The 6,101-nt window shown below is 40.5% G+C and carries 6 protein-coding genes, 5 tRNA genes and 2 rRNA genes; 12 read left to right on the top strand and 1 reads right to left on the bottom strand.

What is annotated here, in order from left to right:
• The first annotated feature begins 3 nt into the window (after nucleotides 1-3).
• The 5 genes from rrf (ACHB7C_RS20525) to birA all read left to right on the top strand — a co-directional run bounded on the left by rrf (ACHB7C_RS20525) (nucleotide 4) and on the right by birA (nucleotide 2,564).
• Nucleotides 4-119 (top strand): 5S ribosomal RNA (rrf, locus tag ACHB7C_RS20525).
• 45 nt (nucleotides 120-164) lie between these two features.
• Nucleotides 165-240: transfer RNA gene (locus tag ACHB7C_RS20520), tRNA-Thr, on the top strand.
• Between the two features lie 26 nt (nucleotides 241-266).
• Nucleotides 267-382: ribosomal RNA gene (gene rrf / locus ACHB7C_RS20515) — 5S ribosomal RNA — on the top strand.
• A gap of 176 nt (nucleotides 383-558) precedes the next feature.
• Nucleotides 559-1,593: a UDP-N-acetylmuramate dehydrogenase gene (gene murB, locus ACHB7C_RS20510; protein WP_105880908.1), complete on the top strand. Its 1,035-nt coding sequence runs from the start codon at nucleotides 559-561 to the stop codon at nucleotides 1,591-1,593.
• Nucleotides 1,590-2,564, top strand: coding sequence for a bifunctional biotin--[acetyl-CoA-carboxylase] ligase/biotin operon repressor BirA (gene birA, locus ACHB7C_RS20505; RefSeq protein WP_042849050.1), 975 nt, complete (start codon nucleotides 1,590-1,592; stop codon nucleotides 2,562-2,564). The genes murB and birA overlap by 4 nt, the downstream gene beginning before the upstream one ends.
• Before the next feature lie 38 nt (nucleotides 2,565-2,602).
• Here birA and coaA read toward each other — a convergent pair whose 3' ends face one another.
• Nucleotides 2,603-3,553 (bottom strand): type I pantothenate kinase, encoded by a 951-nt coding sequence (coaA, locus tag ACHB7C_RS20500; RefSeq protein ID WP_042849049.1) that lies wholly within the window; start codon nucleotides 3,551-3,553, stop codon nucleotides 2,603-2,605.
• Between the two features lie 281 nt (nucleotides 3,554-3,834).
• Here coaA and ACHB7C_RS20495 point away from each other — a divergent pair, with 281 nt between their 5' ends.
• The 7 genes from ACHB7C_RS20495 (at nucleotide 3,835) to bfd (ending at nucleotide 6,101) form a co-directional block, all read left to right on the top strand.
• On the top strand, nucleotides 3,835-3,963 hold the full coding sequence (locus ACHB7C_RS20495) for a hypothetical protein (RefSeq protein WP_257786024.1): 129 nt from the start codon (nucleotides 3,835-3,837) through the stop codon (nucleotides 3,961-3,963).
• A gap of 17 nt (nucleotides 3,964-3,980) precedes the next feature.
• Nucleotides 3,981-4,056 (top strand) — tRNA-Thr (locus ACHB7C_RS20490).
• A gap of 15 nt (nucleotides 4,057-4,071) precedes the next feature.
• Nucleotides 4,072-4,156 (top strand) — tRNA-Tyr (locus ACHB7C_RS20485).
• 77 nt (nucleotides 4,157-4,233) lie between these two features.
• A tRNA-Gly gene (locus tag ACHB7C_RS20480) sits at nucleotides 4,234-4,308 on the top strand.
• A 6-nt stretch (nucleotides 4,309-4,314) separates the two neighbouring features.
• Nucleotides 4,315-4,390: transfer RNA gene (locus tag ACHB7C_RS20475), tRNA-Thr, on the top strand.
• Between the two features lie 113 nt (nucleotides 4,391-4,503).
• Nucleotides 4,504-5,688 (top strand): elongation factor Tu, encoded by a 1,185-nt coding sequence (gene tuf, locus ACHB7C_RS20470; protein WP_042847578.1) that lies wholly within the window; start codon nucleotides 4,504-4,506, stop codon nucleotides 5,686-5,688.
• 212 nt (nucleotides 5,689-5,900) lie between these two features.
• Nucleotides 5,901-6,101 (top strand): bacterioferritin-associated ferredoxin, encoded by a 201-nt coding sequence (gene bfd / locus ACHB7C_RS20465; protein ID WP_198860996.1) that lies wholly within the window; start codon nucleotides 5,901-5,903, stop codon nucleotides 6,099-6,101.

The raw sequence follows: 6,101 nt of genomic DNA, 5'->3' as shown, positions 1-6,101 counted from the left end.
TTGTCTGGCGGCAATAGCGCGGTGGTCCCACCTGACCCCATGCCGAACTCAGCAGTGAAACGCCGTAGCGCCGATGGTAGTGTGGGGTCTCCCCATGTGAGAGTAGGGAACTGCCAGACATTAAATTTTAAGGTTGTGTCAGTACTGACTGACCGCACCATATTGCTGATATGGCTCAGTTGGTAGAGCACACCCTTGGTAAGGGTGAGGTCCCCAGTTCGAATCTGGGTATCAGCACCATATAATCGGCATTTAAAAAGAATTTACCTAGCGGCAATAGCGCGGTGGTCCCACCTGACCCCATGCCGAACTCAGTAGTGAAACGCCGTAGCGCCGATGGTAGTGTGGGGTCTCCCCATGTGAGAGTAGGGAACTGCTAGGTTTTAAATATAAAGAAGCCACCCAATGGGTGGCTTTTTGCTATTTAAATTTTGCTAAAAAATAGCGGCCTCTATATAAAATATCTCAAATTATCTTATTTTATTATTCTAGCTACCCACGATTAAGTCTGACTGATAGACTTACTTTATTATCGTTATATTTTCCCTGAAGGTAGTAATGAATCCAACTTCTGAACTCAAGCCATTCAATAGCTTTGGTATTGATGCAAAAGCATTATCCGTTTTTATAGTAGAAAATAAACAATCGCTCCATCAGCAATGGCTCAAAGCGAAAAGTGATAATTTGCCTGTACTATTACTTGGAGGGGGGAGCAATGTCTTATTTGTAGAGAATTTTGACGGTATTGTCATTATTAATCAATTAAAAGGCATTGAGATCGCAGAGTGTGGCGATTATTGGCACGTACATGTCCAAGCGGGTGAAAATTGGCATCAGCTATTGGAAACATTGTTGCAAAAAGGGGTTTACGGTGCAGAGAACCTTGCTTTAATTCCTGGGTGTGCAGGTTCCGCCCCAATACAAAACATCGGTGCTTATGGCGTTGAGTTAAAAGATATTTGTGATTACGTAGATATCTTGTCGCTTGAGACAAATCAAGAAACGCGCATTACAGCCAGTGAGTGCCAATTTGGCTACCGTGATAGTATCTTTAAACATAAGTATCAATATGGCTATGCTATTGTCAGTATTGGGCTGAAATTCGCGAAAATGTGGGAACCTAAGTTGACTTACGGTGACTTGGCACAGTTTAACCCCGAAACGGTAACACCTAAGCAAGTCTTTGATGCCGTGTGCCAAACTCGTAGAAATAAATTACCTGACCCTAAAATTACCGGCAATGCAGGTAGTTTCTTTAAAAACCCTGTTGTTTCTGCTGAACAAGCTGCAAAAATTAAGCAACAAAACCCAAGTTGTCCTCAATATATTCAAGATGATGGTAGTGTAAAATTGGCAGCTGGCTGGCTTATTGACCAGTGTGGCTTAAAAGGGCATGAGATAGGAGGAGCAGCAGTTCATACTCAGCAGGCACTTGTTTTAATTAATAAACATCAAGCCACTGGGATGGATGTTGTTAACCTCGCAAAATACGTGAGTCAAAGTGTTGCTAAGCGTTTTGGTATTATCTTAGAACCGGAAGTTCGATTTATTGGTCGTCATGGCGAGGTTAACGCAATGGATTATATTCAATGAAAGAGGCATCAATCCCCTTACAGCTGATAGATATCTTAGCAGATGCTCAAATACACTCTGGTGAACAACTCGGTGATAAACTTGGAATGACGAGGGCTGCTATCAATAAGCATATTAAAACGTTGCGCTCTTGGGGCTTAAACATCGAAACTGTTACAGGAAAAGGTTATAAACTACCTCACCAAATTAATTTATTAAACCGAGCAGTCATTAAGCAGCAAATTAGTGATGTTAACATTATTGTTGAGCCTGTTATTAATTCAACAAACCAATATATGTTAGAGCGCATTCCAAGCCTAAAATCGGGAGATACTTGCTTAGCGGAGTATCAAAGTGCTGGGCGCGGTAGAAGAGGGCGGCAATGGGTATCGCCATTTGGCTGTAACCTTTATTTATCAATGTATTGGAAGTTGGACCAAGGTCCTGCTGCGGCAATAGGGCTAAGCCTAGTTGTGGGTATCGTAATTGCAGAAACATTAAATAAAATTAGCCAAGAAAAAGTAAAAGTGAAGTGGCCTAATGATCTGTACATGAATGATAAAAAACTGGCTGGGATTTTAGTTGAATTAACAGGTAAAACAGGGGATGCTGCTCATATTATTATTGGTATTGGAATTAATATTGGTATGAATAAAAACAATATTGAAAGTTCAAATACAATAACACAAGAATGGTCTTCATTAAGAGATGAAGTTGAAGATATAGAGCGTAATGAATTATCTGTAAATATAATTAAAGCATTAAGAGAGTCTTTGGTTATATTTGAAAACGAAGGGTTAAAACCATTTTTAGATAGGTGGTTTAAATTAGATAACTTTTTGAATAGGGATGTTAAGTTATTGATTGGTAATGATATAATTACGGGTGTTGAACGTGGGATTAATGAGCAAGGCGCATTATTATTACAAAAAAATAATGGTGAAATCATTCCTTATATTGGCGGTGAAATATCATTGAGGCCCAATGAGTAATATATTGGCCGGTAACAAACCGGCCAATATATTATTAACTATTTTCTTAGGCGGACATTTTGAATAGAATGGTTTTCGCCCTTAGTCATTATTAGGCTTGCTCTTTCTTTGGTGGGTAAAATATTTTCTTTAAGATTTAACCCATTAATTTCATCCCAAATTGACCCAGCAATATTAATAGCTTCATCTTCTGTTAATTTAGAGTAGCTATGGAAATAAGAATCTGGATCAGAGAATGCACCTTGTCTAAATTTCAAGAACCTACCGATATACCATTGTTTTAATAGCTCCGGTGCTGCATCAACATAGATTGAAAAATCAACAAAATCGGAGACAAATACGTGGTGTGGATCTTGTGGATAATCCATATCACTTTGTAAAACATTTAACCCTTCAAGAATTAAAATATCGGGTTGGTCAATTAGTTGTTCTTGATCAGGAACGATATCATAAGTCAGATGGGAGTACACAGGTGCCTTAACATTGCGCGCACCTGATTTTATTTGCGACACAAAGTTAACCAGTTTTCGCATATCATAAGACTGAGGAAACCCTTTTTTCTTCATGATATTTCTATCTTTCAAAACTTGGTTAGGGTGTAGAAAACCATCAGTGGTGATCAAATCAACCTTACGGTGTTCTGGCCAGCGCGTCAGCAATGCTTGCAATAGACGAGCCGTTGTACTCTTACCTACGGCAACACTGCCAGCAATACCAATAATGTATGGAACTTTTGCTCCGTTTGTTCCTAGAAACTGCTCTAAAACTGCTTGGCGTCGTAAATTTGAACTGATATAAAAATTCAATAGACGCGATAAAGGTAGATAAATTTCGATAACATCTTCCATAGAGAGCTCTTCATTAATCCCCTTTAATTCAAAAAGCTCGCTTGATGTCAGTGTCAAAGGAACTGAATCACGTAAAGTTGCCCAGTGTTCTCTATCAAACTCTAAGTATGGCGTAGTAATAAAATTTTCATTCTTTTTCATAAACCAACATCTGCCTATTTTATGCAGGTTGGACAGGTTGCCTAAACACCCGTATCCATAAAATTTGCTAGCATCATAGCGAGTGATAAAGGTGAGGCGTAGGTTTTTTTGTATTTTTTATGAGTTTTTTTTGAAGTGTGCAGAAAAAATGATACTGAATGATTAAAAAACGATCTGCTATTTGCTGGGATAAAACTGTGATTTTGAATAAAAAATAGCCCTTTGAAACTTTTTAAGTTTTTTTCCCCCTTTGCTGAACAAATAATAATGGATTATAGTTAATGGCTGCTGTTGATGTTTTAATCTTAAAAGAGCTAAAAAAACAGCAAAAATGCAAAAAGCGAACAAAATATAAGCAAATGAACAAAAAACTTAATTTTTTTGTTGCAACATGCGCTCACTCTTCCTAGAATGCGCAGCACTTGATGCCGGCATAGCTCAGTTGGTAGAGCAACTGACTTGTAATCAGTAGGTCCCGAGTTCGACTCTTGGTGCCGGCACCATTAAAAATTTGGATAGGTGGGATACCCAAGCGGCCAAAGGGAGCAGACTGTAAATCTGCCGTCACAGACTTCGAAGGTTCGAATCCTTCTCCCACCACCATCTCCAAGAAGTTTTCTTTCCAAAGAAAATTTTGAGGAACAGTTTAACAGCTGATAACTCAGGTAGCCGAGTTCATTGCGGGCATCGTATAATGGCTATTACCTCAGCCTTCCAAGCTGATGATGCGGGTTCGATTCCCGCTGCCCGCTCCAAGATGTGCTGATATAGCTCAGTTGGTAGAGCGCACCCTTGGTAAGGGTGAGGTCGGCAGTTCGAATCTGCCTATCAGCACCACTTCCCTTATGTTCTCAATTATCTCCCTGTTTTGTCTCCTGAAATAACAAGCGAAATTCTTGCTTGGTTGATGTGGTTTAACCACCGATTCCGTGTCTTAGAGGGACAATCTAATGTCTAAAGAAAAATTTGAACGTTCAAAACCGCACGTTAACGTTGGTACTATCGGCCACGTTGACCACGGTAAAACTACTCTGACAGCAGCTATCACTACTGTTCTGGCTAAAACTTACGGCGGCGCAGCGCGTGCATTCGATCAAATCGATAACGCACCAGAAGAAAAAGCGCGTGGTATCACCATCTCTACTTCTCACGTAGAGTACGATACTCCAACTCGCCACTACGCACACGTAGACTGCCCAGGACACGCCGACTATGTTAAAAACATGATCACTGGTGCTGCTCAGATGGACGGTGCAATTCTGGTTGTTGCTGCGACAGATGGCCCAATGCCACAAACTCGTGAGCACATCCTGTTAGGTCGTCAAGTTGGTGTTCCATACATCATCGTTTTCCTGAACAAATGTGACATGGTAGACGACGAAGAACTGTTAGAATTAGTTGAAATGGAAGTTCGTGAACTTCTGTCTCAATACGATTTCCCAGGCGACGACACTCCAGTTGTTCGTGGTTCAGCTCTGAAAGCGCTGGAAGGCAACCCAGAGTGGGAAGCGAAAATTGTTGAATTAGCAGAGCACTTGGATTCTTACATTCCAGAGCCAGAGCGTGCAATTGACAAGCCATTCCTGCTGCCAATCGAAGACGTATTCTCAATCTCAGGTCGTGGTACAGTAGTAACAGGCCGTGTTGAGCGTGGTATCATCAAAGTTGGTGAAGAAGTTGAAATCGTTGGTATCCAAGACACTGTAAAAACTACCTGTACTGGTGTTGAAATGTTCCGTAAACTGCTTGACGAAGGTCGTGCAGGTGAGAACGTTGGTGTTCTGTTACGTGGTACAAAACGTGAAGAAATTCAACGTGGTCAAGTATTGGCTAAACCAGGTTCAATCAAGCCACATACTCAGTTCGAATCAGAAGTTTATATTCTGAGCAAAGATGAAGGTGGTCGTCATACTCCATTCTTCAAAGGTTACCGTCCACAGTTCTACTTCCGTACAACTGACGTAACAGGTACTATCGAACTGCCAGAAGGCGTAGAAATGGTAATGCCAGGTGATAACATCAACATGATCGTTACCCTGATCCACCCAATCGCGATGGACGACGGTTTACGTTTCGCAATCCGTGAAGGTGGCCGTACTGTAGGTGCGGGTGTTGTTGCAAAAATTATTGCATAATACCTAACCACTAAAGGTTTTAATGAAAAGGCACCGTTCAGGTGCCTTTTTAGTTTTAGCACTCGTTAGGCTGAAAGAAATGCCTAGTGACCCCACAAGTCAATTCTAAATACGGCACTAAAGTATATTGTGTAAATAATCAGCAATGATAATTGAAATACAAATCATTTTCATTTAAAATATTCGTATGTGATTTATACAGGTTAAGCATCATGTACGTATGCCTCTGTGAAGCAATTACTGATAAACAGATCAGAAATGTAGTAAGAAAATATCAGGTCACCTCCCTTAAAGGGTTACGCCAAATTTTACCTGTAGGCCTCGAATGCGGAAAATGTATTAGGCAGACGAAGGTAATCTTGCTTGAAGAACAGGTTTTACTTGAAGAAATCTGCGCTGTCGAAGTTGCTTAG

This window comes from Providencia sp. 2024EL-00732 (assembly GCF_044006275.1).
In the GTDB taxonomy this organism is placed as follows: domain Bacteria; phylum Pseudomonadota; class Gammaproteobacteria; order Enterobacterales; family Enterobacteriaceae; genus Providencia; species Providencia huashanensis.
Note: the sequence above shows the minus strand (reverse complement) of the source record. Positions and strands in the feature narration are given on the sequence as shown.

Bases quoted from the DNA above. Each gene is read 5' to 3' on its own strand.
- murB (WP_105880908.1), top strand. From the start codon at position 559: ATGAATCCAACTTCTGAACTCAAGCCATTCAATAGCTTTGGTATTGAT.
- birA (WP_042849050.1), top strand. From the start codon at position 1,590: ATGAAAGAGGCATCAATCCCCTTACAGCTGATAGATATCTTAGCAGAT.
- coaA (WP_042849049.1), bottom strand. From the start codon at position 3,553: ATGAAAAAGAATGAAAATTTTATTACTACGCCATACTTAGAGTTTGAT.
- ACHB7C_RS20495 (WP_257786024.1), top strand. From the start codon at position 3,835: ATGGCTGCTGTTGATGTTTTAATCTTAAAAGAGCTAAAAAAACAGCAA.
- tuf (WP_042847578.1), top strand. From the start codon at position 4,504: ATGTCTAAAGAAAAATTTGAACGTTCAAAACCGCACGTTAACGTTGGT.
- bfd (WP_198860996.1), top strand. From the start codon at position 5,901: ATGTACGTATGCCTCTGTGAAGCAATTACTGATAAACAGATCAGAAAT.